This is a genomic window from Enterobacter cloacae complex sp. P43RS, assembly GCF_014930585.1.
GTDB lineage: Bacteria > Pseudomonadota > Gammaproteobacteria > Enterobacterales > Enterobacteriaceae > Enterobacter > Enterobacter bugandensis.
Window position 1 is genome coordinate 634,969 of record NZ_JADBRJ010000001.1, and the last position, 23,397, is coordinate 658,365.

The 23,397-nt window shown below is 52.3% G+C and carries 23 protein-coding genes and 3 pseudogenes; 10 read left to right on the forward strand and 16 right to left on the reverse strand.

Features of this window, described 5'->3' with window-relative positions:
• Positions 1-52 precede the first annotated feature (52 nt).
• Together IM294_RS03040 and IM294_RS22030 are read right to left on the reverse strand one after the other, a co-directional pair.
• Positions 53-397 (reverse strand): DUF1294 domain-containing protein, encoded by a 345-nt coding sequence (locus IM294_RS03040; protein ID WP_126818143.1) that lies wholly within the window; start codon positions 395-397, stop codon positions 53-55.
• 128 nt (positions 398-525) lie between these two features.
• Positions 526-615 (reverse strand): annotated as a pseudogene (locus IM294_RS22030) (ABC transporter); the annotation flags it as partial.
• Between the two features lie 64 nt (positions 616-679).
• Here IM294_RS22030 and IM294_RS03045 point away from each other — a divergent pair.
• Together IM294_RS03045 and ttcA are read left to right on the forward strand one after the other, a co-directional pair.
• Positions 680-784, forward strand: a pseudogene (locus IM294_RS03045) (site-specific integrase); the annotation flags it as partial.
• A gap of 20 nt (positions 785-804) precedes the next feature.
• Complete coding sequence (gene ttcA, locus IM294_RS03050) at positions 805-1,740, forward strand: tRNA 2-thiocytidine(32) synthetase TtcA (RefSeq protein ID WP_126818144.1); 936 nt, start codon at positions 805-807, stop codon at positions 1,738-1,740.
• A 42-nt stretch (positions 1,741-1,782) separates the two neighbouring features.
• Here ttcA and dbpA read toward each other — a convergent pair whose 3' ends face one another.
• From dbpA to IM294_RS03065, 4 genes are all read right to left on the reverse strand, one after another.
• Complete coding sequence (gene dbpA / locus IM294_RS03055; protein ID WP_126818145.1) at positions 1,783-3,156, reverse strand: ATP-dependent RNA helicase DbpA; 1,374 nt, start codon at positions 3,154-3,156, stop codon at positions 1,783-1,785.
• A gap of 27 nt (positions 3,157-3,183) precedes the next feature.
• Positions 3,184-3,348 carry a hypothetical protein gene (locus tag IM294_RS22035; protein WP_305143948.1) on the reverse strand — a complete coding sequence of 55 codons (165 nt, stop codon included), beginning with the start codon at positions 3,346-3,348 and terminating at the stop codon, positions 3,184-3,186.
• Positions 3,349-3,638: 290 nt separating this feature from the next.
• Positions 3,639-4,622, reverse strand: a complete 984-nt coding sequence (zntB, locus tag IM294_RS03060; protein ID WP_028013350.1) for a zinc transporter ZntB — start codon at positions 4,620-4,622, stop codon at positions 3,639-3,641.
• Positions 4,623-4,776: 154 nt separating this feature from the next.
• Positions 4,777-5,919, reverse strand: a complete 1,143-nt coding sequence (locus IM294_RS03065; protein WP_126818146.1) for a methyl-accepting chemotaxis protein — start codon at positions 5,917-5,919, stop codon at positions 4,777-4,779.
• 454 nt (positions 5,920-6,373) lie between these two features.
• Here IM294_RS03065 and IM294_RS03070 point away from each other — a divergent pair, with 454 nt between their 5' ends.
• From IM294_RS03070 to IM294_RS03080, 3 genes are all read left to right on the forward strand, one after another.
• The gene (locus IM294_RS03070; RefSeq protein ID WP_126818147.1) at positions 6,374-8,503 is read left to right on the forward strand and encodes a bifunctional diguanylate cyclase/phosphodiesterase; all 2,130 of its coding nucleotides are present in this window, start codon (positions 6,374-6,376) and stop codon (positions 8,501-8,503) included.
• Positions 8,504-8,594: 91 nt separating this feature from the next.
• On the forward strand, positions 8,595-9,827 hold the full coding sequence (locus IM294_RS03075) for a sensor domain-containing diguanylate cyclase (RefSeq protein ID WP_126818148.1): 1,233 nt from the start codon (positions 8,595-8,597) through the stop codon (positions 9,825-9,827).
• A gap of 74 nt (positions 9,828-9,901) precedes the next feature.
• Positions 9,902-10,042: an Ecr family regulatory small membrane protein gene (locus IM294_RS03080; RefSeq protein WP_032644880.1), complete on the forward strand. Its 141-nt coding sequence runs from the start codon at positions 9,902-9,904 to the stop codon at positions 10,040-10,042.
• A 190-nt stretch (positions 10,043-10,232) separates the two neighbouring features.
• Here the strand turns inward: IM294_RS03080 and IM294_RS03085 are convergent, their stop codons facing one another.
• Positions 10,233-11,132, reverse strand: coding sequence for a LysR family transcriptional regulator (locus tag IM294_RS03085; protein ID WP_126818149.1), 900 nt, complete (start codon positions 11,130-11,132; stop codon positions 10,233-10,235).
• Between the two features lie 142 nt (positions 11,133-11,274).
• On the opposite strand from IM294_RS03085, the gene IM294_RS03090 reads away from it, so the two are divergent.
• Together IM294_RS03090 and IM294_RS03095 are read left to right on the forward strand one after the other, a co-directional pair.
• A complete protein-coding gene (locus IM294_RS03090) occupies positions 11,275-12,204 on the forward strand; it encodes an aromatic alcohol reductase (protein WP_126818150.1) in 930 nt (309 codons plus the stop codon).
• Positions 12,205-12,336: 132 nt separating this feature from the next.
• A complete protein-coding gene (locus tag IM294_RS03095) occupies positions 12,337-12,663 on the forward strand; it encodes a conjugal transfer nickase/helicase domain-containing protein (RefSeq protein ID WP_126818151.1) in 327 nt (108 codons plus the stop codon).
• 153 nt (positions 12,664-12,816) lie between these two features.
• On the opposite strand, the pseudogene IM294_RS03100 reads toward IM294_RS03095, so the two are convergent.
• From IM294_RS03100 to IM294_RS03135, 8 genes and pseudogenes are all read right to left on the reverse strand, one after another.
• A pseudogene (locus IM294_RS03100) lies at positions 12,817-13,298 on the reverse strand (hypothetical protein).
• A 42-nt stretch (positions 13,299-13,340) separates the two neighbouring features.
• The gene (locus IM294_RS03105) at positions 13,341-13,598 is read right to left on the reverse strand and encodes a hypothetical protein (RefSeq protein ID WP_193360300.1); all 258 of its coding nucleotides are present in this window, start codon (positions 13,596-13,598) and stop codon (positions 13,341-13,343) included.
• Complete coding sequence (locus IM294_RS22210) at positions 13,567-14,700, reverse strand: DotU/TssL family secretion system protein (RefSeq protein WP_227015494.1); 1,134 nt, start codon at positions 14,698-14,700, stop codon at positions 13,567-13,569. Before IM294_RS22210 ends, IM294_RS03105 begins: the two co-directional genes overlap by 32 nt.
• A 34-nt stretch (positions 14,701-14,734) precedes the next feature.
• Positions 14,735-15,226, reverse strand: a complete 492-nt coding sequence (tssB, locus tag IM294_RS03115; RefSeq protein ID WP_126818510.1) for a type VI secretion system contractile sheath small subunit — start codon at positions 15,224-15,226, stop codon at positions 14,735-14,737.
• A 452-nt stretch (positions 15,227-15,678) separates the two neighbouring features.
• Positions 15,679-15,915, reverse strand: a complete 237-nt coding sequence (locus tag IM294_RS03120; protein WP_126818511.1) for a hypothetical protein — start codon at positions 15,913-15,915, stop codon at positions 15,679-15,681.
• A gap of 691 nt (positions 15,916-16,606) precedes the next feature.
• Entirely contained in the window at positions 16,607-16,876 is a 270-nt protein-coding gene (locus IM294_RS03125; protein WP_126818512.1) for an AlpA family transcriptional regulator, read from the reverse strand.
• Positions 16,877-16,993: 117 nt separating this feature from the next.
• A complete protein-coding gene (locus IM294_RS22040; protein ID WP_227015495.1) occupies positions 16,994-17,194 on the reverse strand; it encodes a hypothetical protein in 201 nt (66 codons plus the stop codon).
• Positions 17,195-17,807: 613 nt separating this feature from the next.
• Positions 17,808-19,424: an ABC transporter substrate-binding protein gene (locus IM294_RS03135; RefSeq protein WP_047368679.1), complete on the reverse strand. Its 1,617-nt coding sequence runs from the start codon at positions 19,422-19,424 to the stop codon at positions 17,808-17,810.
• Between the two features lie 185 nt (positions 19,425-19,609).
• Here IM294_RS03135 and mpaA point away from each other — a divergent pair, with 185 nt between their 5' ends.
• The gene (mpaA, locus tag IM294_RS03140; RefSeq protein WP_028013357.1) at positions 19,610-20,323 is read left to right on the forward strand and encodes a murein tripeptide amidase MpaA; all 714 of its coding nucleotides are present in this window, start codon (positions 19,610-19,612) and stop codon (positions 20,321-20,323) included.
• On the opposite strand, the gene ycjG is transcribed toward mpaA, so the two are convergent.
• Positions 20,314-21,279 carry an L-Ala-D/L-Glu epimerase gene (gene ycjG, locus IM294_RS03145; RefSeq protein WP_063154339.1) on the reverse strand — a complete coding sequence of 322 codons (966 nt, stop codon included), beginning with the start codon at positions 21,277-21,279 and terminating at the stop codon, positions 20,314-20,316. The two genes, mpaA and ycjG, sit on opposite strands and share 10 nt — an antisense overlap.
• 108 nt (positions 21,280-21,387) lie before the next feature.
• Here ycjG and tpx point away from each other — a divergent pair, with 108 nt between their 5' ends.
• Positions 21,388-21,894, forward strand: coding sequence for a thiol peroxidase (gene tpx, locus IM294_RS03150; RefSeq protein WP_041909703.1), 507 nt, complete (start codon positions 21,388-21,390; stop codon positions 21,892-21,894).
• A gap of 275 nt (positions 21,895-22,169) precedes the next feature.
• A complete protein-coding gene (locus IM294_RS03155; RefSeq protein ID WP_126818514.1) occupies positions 22,170-23,378 on the forward strand; it encodes an aldose 1-epimerase family protein in 1,209 nt (402 codons plus the stop codon).
• Positions 23,379-23,397: the final 19 nt, after the last annotated feature.

Below are 23,397 nucleotides of genomic sequence, written 5' to 3' on the forward strand. Positions count from 1 at the left end.
AAGCTCAAGTTAACTTGAGGTCAACGGTGAATTTGTGCGGTCCTGATGATGTTCAAAAAAGAATAAAGGGACAGAAATGATAAAGCGCCGCCGTGGCTGAAATATTCACGACGATGCTCAGCAAAAACCAGGTTTTGAAGGGTTGCTTCTGTGTTTTATGGCGAAAGAGCTGTTGGCCCAATATGGCGCCTGGCCACCCTCCCACAGTACCAAACGTCAGTAAAGTGACTTCCGGTATCCTGCGCATCGCTTTTCGTGCCGCCGTTTTGTCGACACCATAAATCGCTATCGTCAGCATATTAATCAGCAGAAACCACATGGCAAAAGGATACAAGGAAAAAAAGCTGCCGATCGCAGCGAAGATCAGCAGAACAAAACAAAAGCGATTCAATGTCATAGGGTCAGTCACGGAATATGTAAGGGTATGTCGGGAAAGCATTATACGCTATCTTACGCATGTATCCGGTCAGGTTCTATCAGCCCGCTTTTGCATGCGGGCCTCAAAATGAATGACCTCTTCGACGCACCGAATTGCATTTTGTGAAGCTTCGCATACGCGCCATCATGAGCAAGCAGTACCTTATGGCTTCCGCGTTCAACGATAACGCCAGTTTGTTTTGGTCCCCCCCGCCCGGATGGCGAACATAAAGCCGACTACGCTTTATTAGCTATTGCGCAGAGTGTAAAACGTGCTGGCATTCGCCGCCGGAATCCGTACCATACGCGGCATACTTTTGCCTGCTGGCTATTATCTGCCGGCGCTAACCCGTCTTTCGCCGCTACTGGCTCCGAAGGTAGTAATAAATGCAAGAAAATCAACCAAATACAAAGAAAGAGCAATACAACCTGAATAAACTGCAAAAGCGCCTGCGCCGTAACGTGGGCGAGGCCATTGCGGACTTCAACATGATTGAAGAAGGCGACCGCATCATGGTTTGCCTGTCAGGGGGTAAAGACAGCTACACCATGCTGGAGATCCTGCGTAATCTTCAGCAAAGCGCGCCAGTGAATTTTTCCCTGGTGGCGGTCAACCTTGACCAGAAACAGCCGGGTTTCCCGGAGCACATTCTGCCGGAATATCTGGAGCAGCTGGGCGTTGAGTACAAAATCGTCGAAGAAAACACCTACGGCATCGTGAAAGAGAAGATCCCGGAAGGGAAAACCACCTGCTCGCTTTGCTCCCGTCTGCGCCGCGGCATTCTCTATCGCACCGCAACGGAACTGGGCGCGACCAAAATTGCGCTGGGCCATCACCGCGACGATATTCTGCAAACGCTGTTCCTGAACATGTTCTACGGCGGCAAGATGAAAGGCATGCCGCCTAAGCTGATGAGCGATGACGGCAAGCATATTGTGATCCGCCCTCTTGCCTACTGCCGAGAAAAAGACATTGAGCGTTTTTCTCAGGCGAAAGGGTTCCCGATCATTCCATGCAATCTGTGCGGCTCACAGCCGAACCTGCAGCGTCAGGTGATTGGCGACATGCTGCGCGACTGGGACAAACGTTATCCGGGCCGTATTGAGACCATGTTCAGCGCGATGCAGAACGTGGTTCCTTCCCACCTCGCGGACGTAGAGCTGTTCGACTTCAAAGGTATCAACCACGGCTCGGAGGTGGTGAATGGTGGCGATTTGGCGTTTGACCGGGAAGAGATCCCAATGCAGCCTGCGGGCTGGCAGCCGGAAGACGAGGACAATCAGTTCGAAGAGTTGCGTCTGAACGTGCTTGAAGTGAAATAAGCGATGGGCGTCTCAGAAAGACCTTCTGAGACGCTTTATGCCTTATTTCAGCAGATGTACGCGGCAGGTTTTGCCTTTAATCTTGCCGTTTTGCAGCTGCTTCCACGCCTTATGCGCAACCGCCTGGCGAACCGCCACGTACACGTGTGCAGGATGAACCGCAATTTTCCCGATATCCACCCCTTCCAGCCCCACATCTCCGGTCAGTGCGCCCAGCACATCCCCCGGTCGCATCTTGGCCTTTTTGCCGCCATCAATGCACAGCGTCGCCATTTCGGCCTCCAGCGGCACGAGTTTGATGCTGCCCGGCGCGTTCACCCAGTTCAGTTTGATCTGCAACATTTCTGAGAGAATATTGGCGCGCTGCGCTTCTTCCGGCGCGCAGAAGCTGATGGCCAGCCCGCTGTTTCCGGCGCGAGCAGTGCGACCAATACGGTGGACGTGCACTTCGGGATCCCATGCCAGCTCATAGTTGACCACCAGTTCAAGGGATTTGATATCCAGGCCGCGTGCGGCCACGTCGGTCGCCACCAGCACGCGCGCGCTGCCGTTAGCAAAGCGCACCAGCGTCCGATCGCGATCGCGCTGTTCAAGGTCGCCGTGCAGCGACAGCGCGCTCTGCCCCGCCGCATTCAGGGCATCACAAACCGCCTGGCAGTCTTTTTTGGTATTACAGAACACCACGCATGACGCAGGCTGATGCTGGCTCAGCAGTTTCTGCAGGAGAGGGATTTTCCCCTGCTGCGAGGTTTCAAAGAACTGCTGTTCGATGGCCGGCAGCGCATCTACGCTGTCGATCTCAATGGTGAGCGGATTATTCTGCACGCGACCACTGATCGCGGCGATGGCTTCAGGCCAGGTCGCAGAGAACAGCAGCGTCTGCCTCCCGGCCGGCGCGAAGCGGATCACTTCATCAATGGCATCGCTGAAGCCCATATCCAGCATCCTGTCCGCCTCGTCCATCACCAGCGTGCTTAAGGCATCGAGCGAAACGGTGCCTTTTTGCAGGTGATCAAGCAGGCGGCCGGGCGTGGCGACAATAATGTGCGGCGCGTGCTGGAGCGAATCACGCTGTGCGCCAAACGGCTGCCCACCGCAGAGGGTTAAGATCTTGGTATTGGGCAGGAAGCGCGCCAGGCGACGCAGTTCACCCGCGACCTGGTCTGCCAGCTCGCGGGTCGGGCACAGCACCAGTGACTGGGTCTGAAACAGCGACGCGTCAATATGCTGCAGCAGACCAAGACCGAAAGCGGCCGTTTTCCCACTGCCCGTTTTCGCCTGCACGCGCACGTCCCGGCCTTCAAGGATAGCGGGCAGCGCGGCCGCCTGAACAGGCGTCATCGTGAGGTATCCCAACTCGTTGAGGTTGTCGAGTTGGGCGGCAGGCAGAACATTCAGAGTAGAAAAAGCGGTCACAATAATCTCTCGTGGTCATCTTTACGGTCAGATGGCGCGTATCCTCGCAGATCTCGGGGTTCGATGCGACAATTTAATCGGTTCTTCGTCCGGCGGCGGGTCTGGCATCGGCTGCGGACGCGGAATGGGATCGGGCATCGGCACGGGATCGGTGGGGACAGGATCGGACTGACGCGCATGTTGCAGTAGCAGAGCGAGTGAAATGCTCATCTTTCCCTCCAGGATTTGCTGTCATCCCTTTTAGGGTAGACGCTGAGAAACAGGAGGCAAAAAAAAGCCGACTACAAAGTCGGCGTCGTACGAATCAATTGTGCTATGCAGTAATTCAAAAAAGGAAGTAAGACAATATGGAGCGCAACGCCCATCGCTTGACGTTGCATTCACCTGCGGGAGTAATATTGCACCTTACGGGGGTGATGTTTATTGACTTCGCTCAATTAAAAGAGCGTTTTAATCCTCGAAAAAGGTGAAAAAACGTAAATTTACAGCCATTTACTACGATGCAACCACCATGCAACACCACCAATCAAAACAACTAACATGACGCAAAACGCGGTGAAGCCGTACCGATATTCGCCGCCGGGTATACCGCCCAGATTGACGCCAAAAAGCCCTGTCAGAAATGTGCTGGGTAAAAAGACCATCGCCATCAGGGACATCGTGTAGGTTCTTCTCGCCAGCGACTCCTGCATCACCTGCGCGATTTCATCCGCCATCACCGCCGTTCGGGCAATACAAGAATCGATCTCATCCAGACCGCGGCCCAGCCTGTCAGCAATGTCCTGCATCCGGCGGCGCTGATCGTCATTCATCCAGTTGAGTCTTTCACTGGCCAGACGGGCATACACATCCCGTTGTGGCGTCATATACCGACGCATCACGATCAGCTGCTTGCGCAATAGCGCCAGAAAGCCGCGCGGCGGGATCTGCTGATCGAGCAGATTATCTTCCAGGTCGATGATTTTATCGTGCAGCTCTTCAATAAATTCGCTCGCATGATCGGTCAGGGCGTCACAGACGTCCACCAGCCAGCTGCCGCAGTCAACCGGTCCGGTCCCCTCTTTGAGGTCGTTCACAATGTCATCCAGCGCCAGAACCTTACGCTGACGAGTGGAAACAATCAGCCCATCGTCCATATAAACGCGCATCGCAACCAGCTGATCGGGACGTTCATCCGTGCTGCCGTTTATACAGCGCAGGGTGATAAGCGTCCCGTCACCCATCCTGCTTACGCGAGGCCGCAGGCTTTCCCCCGCCAGCGCATCACGTACGTTGTTAGGCAGCAGCGGAGTCGAGGCCAGCCAGTCAGCACTGTCCGGGTGGGTATAGTTCAGATGTAGCCAGCAGGGATGCTCTTTATCAATGACATCATCATCTTCCAGCGGTCGGGCACCGCCGCGACCGTCCAGCACCCACGCAAAAACTGCGTCAGGAACGTTAAGTTCGGATCCTTTAATGCTCTCCACAGCGCCTCCCCTGTTTGGCTCTTTCGATGTCAGTCTAGCTTCCATCAGGGGTTAAGCAACAACTATGTTTCGCATCGCCCTGAAATCGCTCAGGAATTGTACACGCTATATTTTGAGAATAAAAAAGCCTGGCATGCCAGGCTTCGGGAAGCTGTCAATGAGAGTGCTCGGGGCGCGGATGAAACGAGACAGGGCTGGCTACGGGTGACGGGGGGTGCCCCTGGTCCAGCCTGAAATTTCGGGTCCGCGTCTGCAGTTCGATCACCTGATTACGCAGCACATCAGAGGAACCGTTGAGCTCCTCCGCCATCGCCACGTTGCTTTGCGTGACCCGCTCCAGTTCGGACAGCGCCAGCGTGATCTGGGAAATGCCCTTCTCCTGCTCTGCGGTTGAGGTAGAAATTTCGTCCATTAACCGGCTGACGTTGCCGGAGCCGGTCACGATGTCACGCATATTCTTCTCCGCTTCCGACACAACGCTGGCACCCTGGGTGACATTACTGCTGGTAACGTCAATCAGCGTTTTGATGTTTTTCGCCGCCTCAGCGCTGCGGTGAGCCAGGTTTCGGACTTCCTCTGCGACCACGGAGAACCCTTTCCCGTGATCGCCCGCCCGCGCGGCCTCGACGGCCGCGTTAAGCGCCAGAATATTCGTCTGGAATGCAATCCCGTCGATCAGGGAGATAATTTCCGTCATCTGCTGCGCGCACTCGGTAATGGATTGCATATTGCTGGCAACCTGTTCCATCAGATCTCCGCCCTTGCGCGCCTGCAACGTCGCGGCATTCGCCTGCTCGCTCGCCAGCCGGGTATTATCGGCATTGTTTCGGGTACTTGCCGCCATCTGCTCCATGCTTGCCGCAGTTTGCACCAGAGACGCAGACTGCTGCTCTGTTTTCACCGAGAGCTGGGCACTGCGGGAAGAGAGCTGATCCGACAAGGCCATGGCGTTTTGTGATGATGCCCTGATCTCACGCACCAGCGTAGCGATGTTGCTGGAAAGAGTATTAATCCCGGGAATTAATCGCCCCGCGCAGTTATTGCCAAACTCGGGGATAGAGACGCCTAAGTTGCCTGCGGTCACTTCTTCAATACTTTTTTTCACAGTATTGATCGGCGTCACAAGAAACTTCGTCATATAACTCCAGAGCAAAAATAATCCAACGAAATTGACCAGATTAATCGAAACGAAAAGAGGAAGATTGCTGGAAAATAGAACAACGATGCCTGCATTCACTAAAAACAGGCACAGCAGGAACCAGGCAATGAAGGTCCTGACACTAATATTTCTTAGCATGATTTTACCCACAACTTATATTTTGGTCGGCATTTAGATTTATAGCATTCACTTTTGCGTTTGTCCTCACATAATACGCTGGTTTCTCGTTTCGCCGTTACCCACCCTGTATTTAACTTAAGTCAGATAAAAAAGGTGTTTTAGTAGAAATGTCATACCCCATATGCTGTATTGCTGGTCCAAAGCCTCCTGAAGCGATACCATTATCTGCGGTAAAACGGTCCATATGCACACATATTTAAGACGCTTTGCTACAATCTATCGACTATGTTTAGCAGTACTCAATGCATTAACATAAAGAATATATTTTATATTTCGGGTAAGTTTGACCTTTTATATAAGTGGCTATTTTCCACGATAAATAACTAATATGGTTTGAATGCGCATGTTCGTTGCCAGATAAAGACGTGCCGGCCGGCAAAATCGGTAACCCTCTCAGGCGTGGGATTGCATAATGCTCAATATATCGTGGGACCCTGTGTTGATCGCTGTCTCTTATCTGGTGGCGTTTATCGCCTCCTTTGTGGCCCTGGACAGCGCCGGGAAAATTCCCCTTTCCAGCCGTAAAGCGGCTCTGTTCTGGCGCATTGCCGGCGGGATCACGCTGGGCATCGGGATCTGGTCAATGCACTTCATCGGTATGCTGTCGATGCAAATGCCGATGATGATGAGCTATGACCTATGGCTAACCCTTGCGTCTCTCGGCGTGGCTATCGTTGCCTCCACGATAGCAATAAATATTGCCGTTACGGGCAAACACCTCTCTCCCTTTCGGCTGTTCTTCGCCACGGTTATCCTCAGCGCTGGCGTGGTCGCTATGCACTATATCGGCATGGCCGCGTTGATGCTGGAAGGAAGCATCCTCTGGGATCGGCGAATTGTGGGTGTGTCCGTGATGATTGCCGTGGTCGCCTCCGGTGTGGCGCTGTGGCTGGCTTTTCGCCTTAGAGATAAGCACAAAGGGGTCTTTGTGACTCGCATTCTCGCCGCGTTAGTCATGGGCGCCGCCATTTGCGCGATGCACTATACGGGCATGAGCGCCGCGCATTTCCATGAGATGGCGCATACGCTCCCCGGCGGGGTCAGCGAGCTGGGGTTATCCATCTGGGTTTCCGTCACCACGCTCGCCCTGCTCGGCATGATGTTAATTATTTCGCTTATCGATTCGCACTGGCGGACCAGCCGGCTGACGGATAATTTGCGCCAACTCAACCGTCAGCTTGAGCTACAGGTTCGCTTTGACGCTCTCACCGGCCTCGCAAACCGCCAGCAGATGGATATCCGAATGCAGGATTGTCTGCACAGCGCCTTGTTGAGTAACAAACAATTTGCCGTGATTTTTCTGAATGTCGATCGCTTCAGACGCGTGAATGATACCTGGGGTCACAGCGTCGGTGATGAGTTATTAATTACCATTGCCCAGCGCATCACCGCCCTACTTACCCGTGAGATGACGCTGGCCAGGCTGGGTGGGGATGCCTTTATCCTGCTGGTTCCCGAATACGACGAAGAAAAGCTCACTACCCTGCTCACGACGCTGCTCGCGGATATGCGCCGTCCGCTATCCCTTTGCGGACATACGCTGAGTACCACCCTCAGCGCGGGTGTAAGCCTTTATCCTCAGGATGGCGAAACGCTGCATGAACTGAAGTTTAAGGCGGATGCCGCCTTACACCACGTTAAGCAAGAAGGTCGTAACGGCTGGGCGTTTTACCGCCCTGAGATGTCAACGGCGGTTCCGGCGCAGCCGGGTTTTCTGCAGGAACTTTATCAGGCGCTGGAAAGCGATCGGTTTGAACTGTGGTATCAGCCAACCTGGCATGCTAAAGATAAGACGATCCACGGTTTTGAGGCTCTTCTGCGCTGGCGGCATCCGGAGCAAGGCGTTTTGCTGCCAGGTCTGTTTTTACCCACTCTGGAACAAACGGGTTTGATTATTCCGGTTGGCAACTGGGCTATTGAAGCCGCGTGTCGGCAGCTTCATTTCTGGACTGAACAAGGTTTCAGCCAGTGGACGTTATCGCTCAATTTATCCCCTATTCAGTTCGAACAGCCGGATATCTTTCACATCGTGTCGTCCATGCTGGATAAATATAATCTGTCGCCCTCAAGGCTGATCCTGGAGGTCACGGAGAGTACCGCGCTAAAAAACCTCGACCGCAGCATCGAGCTGCTCAACGCCTTTAATCATGCGGGGATCACCGTCTCTATTGATGATTTTGGCACGGGCTATTCCAACCTGCTGATGCTGAGCGTTCTTCCGGCAAAAGAGCTTAAAATCGACAAGAGCTTTGTGTCCTCTATGCTGGGAAATGAAAAAAGCCGCAAGCTGGTGGAAACCATTATTAATATTGCCCGCACCATGGAGATGACTGTCGTTGCCGAGGGGATTGAAACGGACGAACAGCAGGCAATACTGACCAGCCTCGGCTGTGACTATCTCCAGGGCTACCTTTTCTCCCGCCCCTTGCCCGCTGAACAGGTTCCGTGGCTGCTGCTACAAAAAAACTCAGACAAACAAATTATACCCATAAGTAAAATTCAAACGGACCCCGAATTTATTTCACAAAAAAATCATGCCTGACGGGATTGAGTAGAGTATGTTTCAAGGGAGTACATGCGGGTCAGTTCTGCCATGATTACCAGCGTATCGTGCCGATGAACAGGAAAATACTATGTCGCAAAATAGTTTTGATGCGCTTAATGCAATTAAAACGCCCGTGTGGCTCATTTCTCCAGTTTCGGAACAGATTATTTTTGCAAATGTGGCCGCAATACAGCTAACGGGTAATAAAACGCTGAATGACCTGCGTAAAGGTTCCTGTTCTGCAAGTGCGCAAACCGTACTGTCGATGTATGTTCCCGAACTGAAGAACGATCACGATATTGTCGAGATCTGGACAGTTAGCCGGGGCGGGCAGGACGTACCGATAAGCTGTCGCCTCTCCCTCACCCACGTCACGCCGGATGGTGATGTTATCGTTTTCGAAGGAATCTCTTCGCACACCCCCTCAGGCCTGAAAGCCAGCCGTTCCGCAACCTATCAACGCAAAAAACAGGGGTTTTACGCCCGCTTTTTCCTGACCAACAGCGCACCAATGTTGCTAATCGATCCTGCCCGTGACGGGCAAATTGTCGATGCAAACCTGGCCGCGCTCAGCTTTTACGGTTATTCACATGATGAGATGTGCCGGAAGCACACCTGGGAAATTAACACGCTTGGCAGAGGCGTCATGCCCATCATGACGGAGATCGCTGCGCTGCCCGGCGGACATAAGCCGCTTAATTTTATTCATCGCCTTGCCGATGGCACCACCCGCCACGTCCAGACCTACGCGGGGCCCATTGAGATCTACGGCGACAAACTGATGCTGTGCATAATCCATGATATTACTGAGCAAAAGAGGCTTGAGCAGGAGTTGGAAAATGCTGCATTACGTGACTCGATGACGGGGTTACTCAACCGACGTCAGTTTTATAACGTTATCGACCAAACCAACCTGAGCCACCTCTCCGCCCAGCAGCAATTTAGCCTGCTGCTGGTGGATACCGATCATTTTAAAAACATCAATGACCTCTTTGGTCACCTGAAGGGTGATGAGGTGCTCATCGCCCTCTCCCGAACGCTGGAAGCCTGCAGCAGACAAGATGACCTGGTGTTCCGCTGGGGCGGTGAAGAGTTTGTCATCCTGTTGCCGCGTACGTCTCTCGAAACGGCGCTGAAGATTGCCGAATCCGTCCGTGCGGCGGTCGCCCATATTACCCTCCCAGGCTTACCACGCTTTACCGTCAGTATTGGCGTGGCTCGGCATGACCCGGAAGAGAGTATTGACGCGCTGTTTAAACGTGTCGACGATGCGCTCTATCGCGCCAAAAACGATGGGCGTAATAAAGTCCTTGCGGCATGAAACTGGAGTATCGTGAAAAGCCCCGCTACAATGCCCAGCTTAAGTAAATTAACGACGGGTGGGTTGTGGCAACAATGGGAAAGACAGAAATAATACTCACCTTAATTATTTTATTGCTTATTATATTTGGCTTATGGTTTATTTTCAGCGGTGAGATTTGGTTTTTCGTTGAATATCTGGAAAACAGTCTCTACCCCACTTTTGACGCACTGTAGTGCACGTTTAATTTATTGTTTCACCTACCGAATTTGTCAGGTATCTGCATTGCCCTCAGCCACGTAAGATACGCGGCGTTATCCTCCAACAATGTTGATAACGAATCACTAAATCATTTGCTTATTTCGCCCGTTCTCTGACGGGCTTTTTTTATTTCCGACTATTAAGCAAAATCAGGGTTTTCGCCCGTCAGTCACCATGTTGGTGTAGCACCGCTCTGCTCCAGTCATAAAAGGCGCGTACCGAAGGCGGGAGAAAGCGGTTTTGTGGATAGACAAGCGAAAGCGGTAAATCGAAAGAGACGTCCTCCATACAGCGAACCAACGCCCCGCTCTTCAGATACGGCTCAGCCAGATAGCTGGCCACGCGAATTAATCCGAGCCCTTGAATTCCGGCCTGGATATAGGCGTCGGTGTCATCGACGATCAGCGTCTCTTTCATGCGGATTGCACAATCGCCGTCATCACGCGTAAAAAACCAGTCAATGGTACGCCCGGTGCGGTGGTTCAGGTAGCCGACTGCGTAATGCTTTTCCAGTTGGTCGAGATTTTCCGGTTTACCACAGGCGGCTATATAGCCCGGAGAAGCCAAAACAACCCATCTGAAGTTCGCCAGAGGGCGCGCGACCAGCGTCGTTGAATCTTCTATCCTCCCGGTGCGGATCACGCAATCATACCCTTCCTGAATAATGTCCTCCACGTTATCGCTGGAACAGAGTATCAGCTCCAGCTCGGGATACTGGCGGAGAAATTCCGGGAGACTGGGAAGAATGCAATGTCGGGCGAGAGACTGCGGCATCCCGACTTTAAAACGGCCTCTTGGCTGCGCGGATCTGCCGGGAAAGGAAGACTCCATTGTCGCAATATCCGTCAGCAGCCGTTTGCTCTCGTCATAGTAACGTCGGCCTTCTGCGGTCACGCTGAGTTTCCGGGTGGTGCGTTGTAAAAGCTGAATGCCCAGATATGTTTCCAGCTCCTTAACGACCCGCGATACGGTAGAGCGCGGTAGCCCCAACACTTCTGCCGCCCTGGCGAAGCTATGGGTCTCGACCACACAAACGTATACCCGCATTGATTCCAGTTTATCCATATTCCCACCGCGCCTGAAAAGATCGATTATCCCATTTTTACGAACAGTCTAACTTATGCTTGTCGTCTTATCGAATGCAGCCATCTGACATAACCTTGCTCAAGTTGAATTAATCAAGCGATTTAACAAAGAGAGGCTCAGTATGAAAGAACGTGATATCACGACAGGCGAAAAAGTATTAGTGCTTGGTGCAGGACAATTGGGCGCTGCCGTGCTGGAGTATCTGGTTCCGGCAGTCACGCAGCGCGACGGCGCTGTCTCCGTTATCGTATCGCCCGGCTCCAGGGACAGCCGGGGTAAGCTTCTGTCCGAAACGCATCAAAAACTGGCTGATACAGGGGCCAAATTTATCTCTGTCGATGTCGCTGCCAGCACGATTGACGCGTTAAAAAACCACTTCGCGGATTTTGATACTGTTATCAACTGCATGGGGTTTGTCGCTGGCGCGGGAACACAGATAAAGATTACTCGCGCGGTACTGGAGGCTGGCGTTAAACGCTATTTTCCCTGGCAGTTTGGCGTGAATTACGATGTGGTAGGCAAAGGGAGCGGTCAGCCCGTCTGGGACGAGCAGTATGATGTCAGGACGCTACTGCGGGAACAGAACGCGACGGAATGGGTGATTGTTTCAACCGGCATGTTTACCAGTTTTCTCTTCGAACCGGCATTTGATGTGGTGAATTTATCCGAAAAAACCATCCATGCGCTCGGAGGATGGGACACACAGGTCACCGTGACATCACCTGCGGATATTGGCCGACTCACCACCGAAATTTATTTGCATCAGCCGCGGATCGTAAATGAAGTGATATTTGTCGCAGGTGAAACAACCTCATACGGAAAACTGGCAGAAACCGTTGAACGTGTGACCGGCCAAACGTTCACAAAAGACGTATTACCCCTCTCTGCGTTACTGGGTGAGCTGCGTTTGAAACCGGATGATACGATGACAGGCTATCGCACGGCCTTCGCCAGGGGAGACGGTGTATGGTGGCCGATGAAAGATACCTGGAATGTACAGAATAACCTGCCGACCCAGGATATAGCGTCATGGCTAAAAACCGTCATTTGAGGACATCTCTTTTCAGGACGCTAATGAAAACTGGCGCTGTCGGCCGCGCCAGCTCTGGTTTAGCTGTGCTGACCTGACATTCAGCCCGTTCATGCCCGGTTATGTACTCGTACTGTAACACCATGTCTGATAATGGTTTTTTCTTATCTGCAAAATATCTTTTTCGCCTGGCACAAAGCCGGGAGCGCCACCCGCTCGCTAACACTGAATGCATCTCGTTCACTGGCGCACCTTGTGGATGGTAAGCTGTTTCTGGTGTCACCGGACATTTTTAAGCAGTACCACAAAGAAACCCGCGGCGATGCGGGCGAAAAAGGGCACAGACGCAAAAAGACTTTCAGAAACTCAAACTTCTCCTGCGCGGCGTGGACGGTTCAATATCTGGAACTGAACTATCAAAAGTTCGGGAAGCACGAGAATTCTCCAGGGCTACCTGTTGAGCAACACCGCAACAGCTGAAATAACGGGATCTGCGCGGATCGCGGATAACCCCATTCTTCATCTTGATCTTGAAAATGCTTCCACTCAGAAGACACCAGGGCTGTGACCTGGCAAAAAAATCATATCTATCATCCCAAATTAATTCCCTACAGGCGTTCCCGTCCGGAATATTCAGGCCAAACTGTCAACTGCCCGGAAAAAATGATCTTCCGTCATGACGGCATTCTCTTTTGCACCCTGGTGCTCACGCCGGATAAACCATCCCTCTTCCGGCGCCATGCTCAGGTAAAACGCCTGGCTGATGCCGGGCGCAGCAACCCGCATTGTCACACAGCCCGTCTCCGGCCCACGGCAGAGTTGCTCCGGCATGATACTGACGCTGCGGTCTCCCTTCACCAGACGGATGGTGGTGATGTCATACCGGCATATGCCACTGCTGAGGCTGTAACCAATGGTGCTCAGGTCGTGGATGTGCTTTGTCGCGGTGATGACTTCAATCCCGCTCCCTTCAAACCACCCACAAATCTGCTGCGCCAGCACATCCATCCGCTGGCAAAAGGCCGTATTTCCGCCTCCGCTGATTTGTGACTGGGCGGCGGGGTACTGTCGCTGTTCTGCTGCACTTTCCTGAAAAAACGTTCTCTGGCTGACACGCTGTCGTCCCTGTTAGTTTTCACTCTCTGTTAAAACCAGATTCAGCGCGACATGCGCTGACCTGCTATTTTCTTTTTTTTCAACCGCTCCCGCGCTTTTTTTACTGACAAACGGCTCCGGTGCGGGAACAGTTTCAGCAGGTCCGGAAACAACAGATGGTCATTTCTGGCAAGGAGCACCCGCTCTTCCTCACTCCATATCCGCTGCCCGGCACTTTCGCCCCCCTGGTAACGGATACCCATATCGCAGGCCTTTAATTTCACCGCATCAGCAGTGCGCCCCGGCAGACGCTCTGCCACCGCAACCCCCTCCTCCGGATACCCGCTCAGCAAGGGCTTTGATCACCTCTTCCCGCTGAGACTGGCTGACTGAGCTCATGCTGTACAACCCGCGGAACCCCAGTGCTATTACCCGGTGGTAACAGGTCAGAACGGCCATATTCGGCGCAGGCTGACGTAATACTTCAGCGATACGATCCCAGAGAGCTTCGCCTGCATACAGGGATCCGAAATGACGCGCCTGCAATGGCGCTTTTCGCCAGGCAGCCTGACCAGCCTCAACGTCTGAGCTTTCACCGGGCTTTCTGCTCATTACCACTTCATCAAGCAACGCACACTGCGCGTAGGAAATATGCCCGATGCTGGCCTCGTCGTACCCCGCGCGATCCAGCGCCTCGCGTACGCTTTCCACGTGCTTACCGATATCTTTAATCGCAGCAACCTCTTCCATAGAGTCTTTCAGGAAGAACGCCGGGCCAACGGAGCCGATAAACGGCATATGCGCGGCGGCGGACACTTTCGAGATATTGCGCAGCAGCGCCACGTCCTGCGGGCTGGCGTCAAATTCGTAAGAAGAAATCACCGAGCCAATCGGCTCGCCGCCCGGGGTGTCGTATTCGGCGGTATAGGTGTGCCAGTAGAGGCCGCTCTGGATAAGTTCCGGTGCATCCTCAAAGTCCTGGCGCAGGTCGTCTTTGGAGACATCCAGAATTTCGGTTTTCACGTTCTGGCGGTAGTCGGTGCTGTCCACCAGCTGCTTCAGGCCACGCCAGAGAGATTCAACTTTCTGGAACGCTTCGTGGTGCATTACCGCATCCAGCTGACGGCTAATCTGGAAATCCAGCTCCGCGATATGGTGGTCAATCAGCGTCTTGTCGAGCTTCTCCACGGGCTCGCCGGATTTGCGGATGCAGTCCATAAACACCTGCATCGCTGCCGTCAGGCGCTCGCCTGCCGGGGCATCAGAGAGCGCCGCATCATCCAGAAACGCGTTAATATCACCCAGACTGGAGGCCGGGGTCAGGTTGATTTTTTCAAACAGGGAGGCGTAAACGCCCTCTTTTTCCAGTACGGTGGTCTGCCCCTGAGTGGAGGCGGTTTCGGTATTTACAGACATCAGCATATTCCCGGTTAATCCATTAAATAACGCACGCCGCTTATTTCGGGGCCAGTGCATTCATTTCGTCGCGTAATTCCCGGGACAGCGCCGGGTCTTTAAGAATTTTCTCAAGTTCTTTTCTGAAAGTGGCGTTATCAAGGAGATTAGATTTGAGATCGCGTAATAAATTACGCATCGCCAGCATGGCGCGGAGCTGAGGGATCTGGCGGGCAACCTGCTCAGGTTCGAAGTCTTTAATATCGGAGAAGCTCAGTTTCACATTTTCTTCGGAACCATCTCCCGCGAGGGTATTCTCAACATTCAGATTTACTTCCGGGTTAAATTCCGAAAGTACACTGTTGAAGTTGTTTTTATTGACGTTAATTTTTTTTCTTTCAGATAATGGGCGGGTCTCTTTGCCATTACTGAAATCACCGACGGTGAGGAGTTTAAGCGGCAGTTCGACTTTTTTCTGCGAGCCTCCTGTATGCAGGCTTAATTTAAGGTTTATGCGTGCCTTAGGCACCTCGTTCTGGAACGTATCGGCCATAGCGGTCCCTTCCCTTGAGGAGTGTTTGCTGGAAATAACGGCGTTTCTTTACAAAGCCGATGGTAGAACAAAACACCACTTAAGATCAATAAATTAGTGCAAATATCCTATATCGGATTTTTTTAAGCATTTTTCACCAAAACAAAACAACAAACGACACTACACACCAACCAATAACACGACACACTAACTATTTATTTACAAAAATGCGGAATAAATATCTACCGCTGCTGAAAACAGCAGTTTTATATCTGAATGCATTCATTTTATTGATATATATTAATACGTGACCACAGGGGTAGAAAGTCTTACATTAATATCTTTACCATTCATGTCATGAATTTGCTCATCAGACGCAGGCTAATCCGAATAATCATCGCACATCAAGGACCCCGTGAGTAATAGCTCACCCAGAGTCAAAGTTTTCGGAACAGGGATACAGGCTTGCACAATTAATGTACTGAGCTATTGCCTTCTTTTACTGGTGGGTTCCCTGCACCATTTTTCCTCAAGCCGACAACCAGCGTCAGTTCATTTATATCTATATCCATCAGATTACTACCTTTGTGTTCCATCAATATCGCTATCGAAAAAGCTAACGCTAGCATGTATTCATCTTCGGTAAGCCCAACATCCTCAGCGATTTTTTCTATTGTATTGACCATACCCTCAACAACATGAGTTCTCATTTTTTATACCTTGAATAATTATTTAATCTAATGGAAATAAGTTCGTAATCCCTGCTAAAGGTATCGTAACAAAGAGACCCGCGATACATCAAGCTGATCGACACTGACAGTACTAGTTTTTAGGATTTATTCATGAAAATTATTTTTTCACACTATAATAAATTTCCGTTGTATATATAAGATTATTTGTGCAATCGTGAATAAGCTTTGTTTTCATTTGAGACACTGTTGTGAAGATAAACTATCCAGTTAGATAGTCGACAGAAAAAGGATAGTAAGTTCTCCCGAACTTACTTGCTGGATACCATTCATCAGTTTCCTGCAGGTTCGCTTACGGGGTATTGGTACTATGATCGGCATCGCTCAGTCCGGTTGGTGATTTGTGATGTTTGGCGATTGATCAGAACGCAAAAATCGGACTGAGTTACCTTTAAAGTGATCTACTATTCGACGCAGCTATTTAGTGCAACTTCGCACCACTGTGGCCGCACTTTTCAATCAATGAGCTATCTCATCCGACTCATCTTAACCCAACATGTAAAAACATTCACACATCACCAACAATGCCAATATTTGCTCATAAAGCAAACGGGATAGAGCGCCAGTTTTGTTCCTTCCGTGCTAACATTTCGTATCGTCTTATCTAATTAATAGGCTGATCCGTCAGGCGTAAACATCACTGCATGTTGATTTAAACAGTACGTTTTGCTGCAAACTTTTGCCTGTGTATCTCCCATGTTTTTTCCAGACCTTTCATCATACCCTCATCACGCGCAATTAAGTCGGGGTGCTGCTGACGCGCGTCCAGCCAGGCTTCCACCTCATCCCGGTTCCAGGCTACAACCCGTGGCGTCAGTGAGAAACGTTTAGGGAAATCGCCGTCTTTTTCCAGCTTATCAATGGCATAAAAAGACAGAGGCACTAACTTTATCAATTTTTCTTTTCTGAGTGCTGCACGCATGATTATCTCCAGAAGTTGGTTATCTGTTGCCAAATTCTGTTAAATCAGGCTCACTGTTTTAAGCAACAATAAGCTTTTACCGGCTGCCGGATTCCTGACTCATTTAAATTTCTCAATTCACCTGTCGACCATATCCGCCCAGTCCTGCAACATTGATGCTCGTTGTTCTGCGTATTCCGCCTTGTTATACACCGCCCGAACGCCTCGCTGCTCATGCGCCAGACATTTTTCGATCCAGTCAGAGTTATACCCTGCTTCGTGCAAAAGCGTGCTGGCTGTCCGGCGCAAGTCATGGACAGAGAAGGACTCAAACTCCACGCCTTCTTCCGCTTATTGCTTTAACCCCGAACGAATAGCGGCATTAAGCGCAGCGTCGGAAAGTGGGAGTTTTGGACTAAAACGGCCTGGATGAAGGTACTCAGAATGCGCATACACACTATTCAGCGCAACCAGAATGTCCTTTGCCTGCCGGGAGAGATAAACCCGATGTGGTCGCGACATTTTCATGACAGAGGGCGGGAGCGTAAGCGTCTGCTCCTCCCAGTCCCCCAACTCCAAACGAGCCAGACGAAACTCCCGCTTTCGCAGTAACGTCAAAAGGACAAATTTAACTGACATCTGAATCGTCTGCGCAACTCCGGTACGGGCCAGCGCGTTAAAGAACACGCCGATCTCCCGTTCGCTTAATGCCCGTTCCTTTGGTTTAAACGTGGCAATCGACTTTGCCTTTACCGTCGATAAAACACCTGGCTGACGGTATTATGCGGAATTTACCGCAACCGTTTTTCGTTGAATACGTCAGCAATACCGTCAGAAAAGTCATGCTTTCTGCTGTGGCGGGAGAAGGTCAGAAGGATAAACTGGCGCGGTAAGCCGCGCCAGCTCGGGGTTTAGCGAGGGTTGCCTGACGTTAGCAGGAGCTCAGTACGCATCAGTGCTTTTCAATATATATCGTCCGGCTATATGCCACGTCTTCCGGGTTATTGATGGGGTAGCCCTTCACCCAGGGCTTAATCAGGCGACCGTTAGTGTACTGATAAATTGGCGCGATGGGCGCCTTCTCCATAAGGATTTTCTCCGCCATGTTGTAGTCCGCATTGCGCGCCTTCGCGGTGGTTTCCAGCGTCGCCTGCTGGACGATCTTATCGTAGGCAGGGTCATTAAAGCGGGAGATATTGCCGCTGTGAGTGGAGGTCAGCAATGACAGGAACGTTGATGGCTCGTTGTAATCGCCCACCCATGAGGCGCGGATCACATCAAAGTTGCCGGTGTTACGGCTATCAATGTAGGTTTTCCACTCTTGGTTTTGCAGTTTGACATCCACACCGAGATTTTTCTTCCACATGGAGGCCACCGCAATCGCGATTTTCTGATGGTTTTCCGAAGTGTTATACAGCAGGTTCAGCTTCAGCGGGCGCTGAGGACCGTATCCTGCAGCCTGCAGCAAGGTTTTGGCCTGGGCGTTGAGCTCCTGCTGCGACATCTGCTCAAACGGCGAGGCGTCCGGAGTGAACCCTGCCGTCACGTCTGGGGTGAAGTGCCAGGCGGGCTTCTCCCCCGTCCCTAACACCTTTTCTGCCATGATACGACGGTCGATGCTCATACTCAGCGCCAGACGAACCCGTGCATCCGCCGTCGGGCCTTTTTGGGTGTTAAAGGCATAGTAATACGTTCCCAACTGAGGCGGCGTATAAACCTGCCCCGGAATGTCCTTCATGAGCTTCTGATACATGTTTTTTGGGAACGATTCGGTAATATCAATATCCCCTGCCAGGTAGCGTTTGGTCGCCGACGATTCCTGATTAATCGGCACGAAGGTCACCTTCTGCAGTACCGTTTTGGCATTGTCCCAGTAGTGCGTATTGGGCACCACAACCAGTTTTTCATTCACCACGCGGTCCTTCAGAACGTAAGCCCCGTTCCCCACCAGTGCGCCCGGTCGCGTCCACTCTTTACCGCTTTCGACGTTAGCTTTTTGTACTGGATAAAAAGCAAAGTTCGCCGTCAGGTTGCTGAACCACGGCAGCGGTTTGTCCAGCTGAACGCGTAACGTTCTGGCGTCCACCGCCGTCACACCCAGCGTATCGGGCGCGGCTTTGCCGTCAATAATGGCCTGCGCGTTATTAATTCCCGCCAGCGCGGCAAACCAGGCAAACGGAGAGGTGGTTTTCGGGTCAACCAGACGCTGCCAGCTGTAGACAAAATCCTGGGCGGTGACAGGGGAGCCGTCGGACCATTTCGCGTCATCGCGTAAGGTAAACATCCAGACACGGTTATCGTTGCTCTGCCAGCGTGTCGCCACGCCCGGCGTCAGCTCCCCTTTCTCATTCTGATTAACCAGGCCTTCAAAGAGATCGCGAATCACCTGAATCTCTGGCAACCCCACGGCTTTCGCCGGGTCCAGCGAAGCCGGCTCGTCTTTAATATGCCTGACCAGCTCCTGTTTTTGCGCCAGCGCAGTGCCCTGCGGCACGTCAGCTGCGAAAGAAAGTGAAGAGAGCCCGCACAGGCACAGTGCGGCAAAAAGACGCGAAACAGGATGCTTCATAAGATCCCCTTTGATGAATTCAGGTATTAAGCAGATGCGTAATTATTTGTTTCGACAAAGAGAAATGCAAATAACTTACGCCTGAATAGTGATTTAAGGCAATTCTTAGCCATTACGGAAACTATTTGATTAACAGCGGGTTTTGCACAACACTGCCAGTAGTGACTTCTTTATCAGGATTTCGTATGGCAACCACCCGACCGAGAGCGGAACGCGGCGCCTTTCCGCCGGGCGCTGAGCAATATGGCCGCTCCTTTTTAGGCGCATCGCTGATCTGGTTCCCCGCCCCCGACGCAGACCGCGAAAGCGGCTTGATTCTTGCCGGCACGCACGGGGATGAAAACTCCTCCATCGTGACACTTTCCTGCGCGTTGCGGACGCTGACGCCTTCATTGCGACGTCATCACGTGATTCTGGCGGTTAACCCGGACGGCTGCCAGCTGGGTCTTCGCGCCAATGCGCGAGGCGTTGACTTAAACCGTAATTTTCCATCAGCAAACTGGCGCGCCGGGGAAACGGTGTATCGCTGGAACAGCTCCGCCGAGGAGCGTGATGTGGTTCTGCTAACGGGAGATAAGCCGGGCTCAGAACCGGAAACCCAGGCGCTGTGCCAGCTTATCCATAAGATCCACCCCGCGTGGGTGGTCTCCTTCCACGATCCGCTGGCCTGTATTGAAGATCCGCGTCACTCCGAGCTTGGCGCGTGGCTGGCAGACGCTTTCGCCCTGCCGCTCGTGACCAGCGTGGGCTATGAAACGCCAGGCTCGTTCGGTAGCTGGTGCGCCGATTTGAGCCTGCCCTGCATAACCGCTGAATTCCCGCCGATCTCCTCCGACGAGGCCAGCGAAAAATACTTAAAAGCCATGGTGGATCTTTTACGCTGGCAGCCTCAGAGATGAAGCACGCCGCTGGTAAAATGGAGCGCGGGAGAGACGTCAACCGCCAGCCACGTCGGGCCGTCCAGATCGGCGAAACGGACCTGATTGACAAGCGGTAGCGCCGCGCCGATTGCCCGGGATGTACAGAGCATGCAGCCCAGCATCAGTGAAAAACCTTGCGCCCGGGCTTCCGCCGCCAGGGCCAGCGCCTCTGTCAGCCCGCCGGTCTTGTCGAGCTTAATATTAATCATCTCGTAGCGGCCCTGCAGCTCGCTCAAGCTCGCGCGGGTGTGACAGCTTTCATCCGCACAAACGGGCAACGGATGGATAAAGTTCTTCAGCGCCGCGTCATCTTTTGCTGGCAGAGGCTGCTCCAGCATGGCCACCCCCAGGTCGGCCAGCAGCTGACAGCGGGCGGCCAGCCCTTCTGGATGCCATGATTCATTGGCATCAACAATCAGCGTGGCTGAGGGTACCGCCGCGCGAATGGCGACCATCCGCTCGCTAATCAGACGATCGTCGAGCTTCACCTTCAGCAGCCGGGCCCCGGCGTCATAAAGCGCTTTGGCGCTGGCGGCCATCTGTTCCGGCTCGCCAATCACTACCGTTTGCGCGGTAGCCACCGATTCCGGCAGCGCCACGCCCAGTAATGCTGTCAGGGTTTGCTGCTGTTTCGCCGCCTCGAGACTCCAGAGCGCACTATCAATGGCGTTACGTGCGGCCCCGGCGGGCAAACGATGCTGTAATGCCTCGCGCGTGAGCCCGGTTTGCAGGTCTGGCACCAGCGTCATGATATGCGCCATCACTGACGCGAGGCTTTCACCATAGCGCGGGTAAGGCGTACACTCGCCTACGCCTTTAAAACCGTCCTCTTCGATTTCAACGACCACCACGCTGGCTTCGCTTCGGCTGCCGCGGGAGATCACAAACGGGGTATGCAATGGCCAGGCTTCTTCATAGACCTTAACGCTTCTCATCACTGACTCCTTGCAGCCCGGAAAGGCGAAAAAATTTGGTTTGCCGTGTTATCCGCGGATGGCATACACTAGCCCCGACGTTAACTATATGTAAACAGGAAGATATCTATGTCACAACTCGTTCATTTCCAGGGCAACCCGGTTGCTGTTGCAGGTTCCATTCCGCAGGCTGGCAGCAAAGCGCAGGCTTTTACTCTGGTGGCTAAAGATCTGTCTGACGTCACACTGGCTCAGTTTGCGGGCAAACGCAAAGTGCTGAACATTTTCCCGAGCATTGATACCGGTGTTTGCGCCGCATCCGTGCGTAAGTTCAACCAGCTGGCAACTGAAATGGACAACACCGTTGTGCTGTGCATTTCTGCTGACCTGCCGTTCGCCCAGTCTCGCTTCTGTGGTGCTGAAGGCCTGAGCAACGTTATCACCCTCTCCACCCTACGTAGCCCGGATTTCCTCGAAAACTACGGCGTCAGCATCGCCGAAGGCCCTCTGAAAGGCCTGGCAGCACGCGCGGTACTGGTTCTTGATGAAAACGACACTGTCGTCTTCAGCGAACTGGTTAATGAAATCACTACCGAGCCGGATTACACCGCCGCGCTGGAAAAGCTGAAAGCATAATCATTACTTAGCATTCTATACCGCTTTTTCAAAACCTCGCTATGGCGGGGTTTTTTATTAACTACTCGCTGAATCGTTAAAGCAATAATGAGCTTGCGTCACAAAATTAACGCAATTCAGTTTCAAGAATTCACCAAAATAGCGATCAGATCCGCATATTGATCGTTAAACAACCCTGAATTTACCCTCAGTGAGGCGCATCACATTTCCCTTATCGCCAAAACATTAGATTTGCTTACGAAGTTAAATAATCGTTTCAGCAAAAAGGGATAAATATGAAAATAAAACTGGCTTTAACGCTCCTTTCGGTACTGGTTTCGGGCCATGCCGCAGCAAAAACCTGGGTGCTGACAAGCGCTGAAAGCAGCGTGGAAAAAGGAAACTGGAAGATTTCCAGCGATGAGCTGAAAATTAACGATCGAACGTTCAGCATTGAGCAAAAAGTGTTGCACGGCGGCAAGCAGGAAGGTAGTAAAGTGATCGTTATTAGCAGTAAAAACGGCCTGACCATCACCTTAAGCCCGACGCGCGGGATGAACCTTCTGCATGTGGAGGGCTTTGGCACCAGGCTGGGCTGGAACTCCCCCGTTAAAGAGGTCGTTAATCCGGCGTATATCAATCTGGAAAGCCGAAACGGACTTGGCTGGCTGGAAGGTTTCAACGAGATGATGGTCCGCTGTGGCTACGAATGGACGGGGCACCCGGTCACCGCTGATGGCCAGATTTACACCCTGCATGGCAAGGCGGGGAATACACCGGCATCCCAGGTGGAGGTAGAAATTGCGGATGCTGCCCCGCATGAAATTCGTATTCGCGGTCTCATCAAAGAAAGCACCTTTAAAAAAGCGGATCTGCAAACCATGACCGAACTGCGTTACGTTCCAGGAACCAACCAGTTCAGCCTGCATGACGTTCTGACGAACCATGCCGATTACCCTCATGACTATCAGATCATCTACCACAGCAACTTCGGGGCGCCTGTCCTCGAAGAAGGCGCGCGCTTCCTTGCCCCGGCGGCAAGCGTGAGCCCGTTCAATGATTACGCGAAAGCGGGCGTTAACGACTGGCAAACCTACGCCGGGCCGACAAAAGGCTTTGATGAGATGGTCTTTAACATCAAACCGCTTGCGGACAGCAACCATGAAACCCTCGCGGCGGTGGTGAATAAAGCCGGTGACAAAGGCGCGTCAATTCAGTTTGATACCCGCCAGCTGTCCGTGCTGACCCTGTGGAAAAATACCGATACGCCAAAACAGGGCTATGTCACGGGGATTGAGCCAGGCACCAGCTATGCCTACCCCGTCACCATTGAACGCGAGCAGAAGCGGGTTAAGCAGTTGCAACCAGGCGCCAGCGCTCAATTTGACCTGACCTATACCCTGCTACACAGCGCGCAGCAGGTGAAGGACGTCGAAAGCAGGATTGCGTCGATTCAGGGCGAGACAAAAACAGAGATCGTGACCACGCCGCTGGCGAAGGAATAAGCATTAAAAAAGCCTCTTT